The organism is Mycolicibacterium agri, from assembly GCF_002553505.1.
GTDB lineage: Bacteria > Actinomycetota > Actinomycetes > Mycobacteriales > Mycobacteriaceae > Mycobacterium > Mycobacterium agri.
In genome coordinates this window covers 1-1,702 of record NZ_PDCP01000197.1, presented here as the reverse complement: position 1 = coordinate 1,702, position 1,702 = coordinate 1, and the positions used below count along the sequence as shown (strand labels likewise).

Below are 1,702 nucleotides of genomic sequence, written 5' to 3'. Positions count from 1 at the left end.
CCAGGCGACTGTTCCTTCGGCATACCTGCATCCTCGTTTCCAAGGTCAGGAGCCTCCAGCATTTCCAGGGCGATTCAGACATTCCGACTTGGCCCCCTGGCTCGGCGGAGAGGAATTGTTGGTACCACCTTGGCGCCGAGAACGGAATGCCTGTGGATCTGCAGTTGAGATTTCGTCAGAAAAATCCACCCGCGAGACTGCTCGACCGATTGGTTGCAGCCGGGGCTGATCCTGCGCGGGTCGGTCGTGCTTTACCTCCATCATCGAGCTCGTCAACGGGCGGCCGAAACTGACCCTTTCGACGGGTGGTTTCCAGCGGTCACTGCAACAAACTAGAGCGCTGACTGATTGGCTCTCGAGTCGTTCTGGTTTGAGCTCGCCGGCATTGGCCACCAAAGCGTGAGAGTGACGGCCGCCGGCGGTTCAGTTTTGCGCCCGCAGTGGTTCGCGCCGTTCCTGGCCGACCGTGGCACGCGCAAGCCGTCGCCACACACCATGAAGGCCTACCGCCAGGACTTTGACGCGATCGCAGCGCTCATCGTCGGCAGCAAGGGGGATCTCGCCGCAATGTCGTTGGGCGACATCACGACTAAGGCGATGCGCGGGGCGTTCGCGCAATACGCCGAAACCCACAAAGCGGCCTCGATTCAGCGGTGCTGGTCGACATGGAACGTGTTGTGCGCCTTTCTGTACACCTCGGACCTGATCCCTGCTAACCCGATGCCACTGGTTGGCCGTCCCAAGATCGCCAAGACGCTACCGAAGGGGTTGCCCCCGACGTCGGTTCAAGCGCTGCTCGCGGCGGTCGATTCGGAGTCCGAGCGGCGTGCCAGCGACTGGATGGAACGTGATCGCGCGCTTATTTTGACGTCCCTCCTCGCCGGGCTCCGCGCCGATGAACTACTGCGCGCCAACGTCGGCGACGTTCGGCGTCGCGATGACGGTGCGATCATTCAGGTCCGCGGCAAGGGCGGCAAGGACCGAAGCATCCCGGTCGAGCTGGCACTTGTGGAGGTCCTCGTGGAATACCTCGACAGTCGCGCTGTCCGCTTTCCCGCTACGGCCAAGGGGCGCTCCTCCGCTGTGAGCGGATTGGCGGCGTGGCCGCCAACCGCGCCACTTTTCGTCGGTTCTGACGGCGACCGGATTACGCGTGGCACGCTGCAATATCGCGTTCTGCGGGCTTTCCGCCGCGCCGGCATCGATGAGGACCGTGCCCGAGGCGCGTTAGTTCACGTGCTACGCCACACATTCGCCACCGAGCTCGCCAGTGCTGGCGTCAGCGTGTACGCATTGATGCGACTTCTCGGCCACGAGTCCATGGTCACTTCACAGCGGTACGTCACCGCCGCGGGATCTGAAACCCGAGCGGCCGCAGCGCAGAACGGGCTTTACGGTCTACTCAAGAAGCCGGAGTAGCCGCTCGCGCCGAAGCCTGCGAGCGCGTGACTGACCGATTCGATTGCCGAAAAGTTCAACTCATGTCAAGTAGTGATCGCACGACGTTCCGACTCGGCAGTCCGGTCCGAAACCCTGAACACTTCCCGATCCGCGGTTGGGCCAGGAAACGGCAACCTTCTTTATGCATAACGAATGTTATCCAGTGTTGGGCTGGCTGGTCAGCGTGTCGCTTGCCAGGGTGATGGGACCACCTGATTGCCAGGGGGATGGGACCACCGTGGCGCGTTACTGAGGATGCTTG

General features: G+C 62.4%; 1 protein-coding gene. It reads left to right on the top strand.

Translation table 11 applies throughout. The annotated features are described in order from the left end of the window. Positions 1-399 precede the first annotated feature (399 nt). A complete protein-coding gene (locus CQY20_RS33695; protein ID WP_165789333.1) occupies positions 400-1,419 on the top strand; it encodes a tyrosine-type recombinase/integrase in 1,020 nt (339 codons plus the stop codon). Positions 1,420-1,702: the final 283 nt, after the last annotated feature.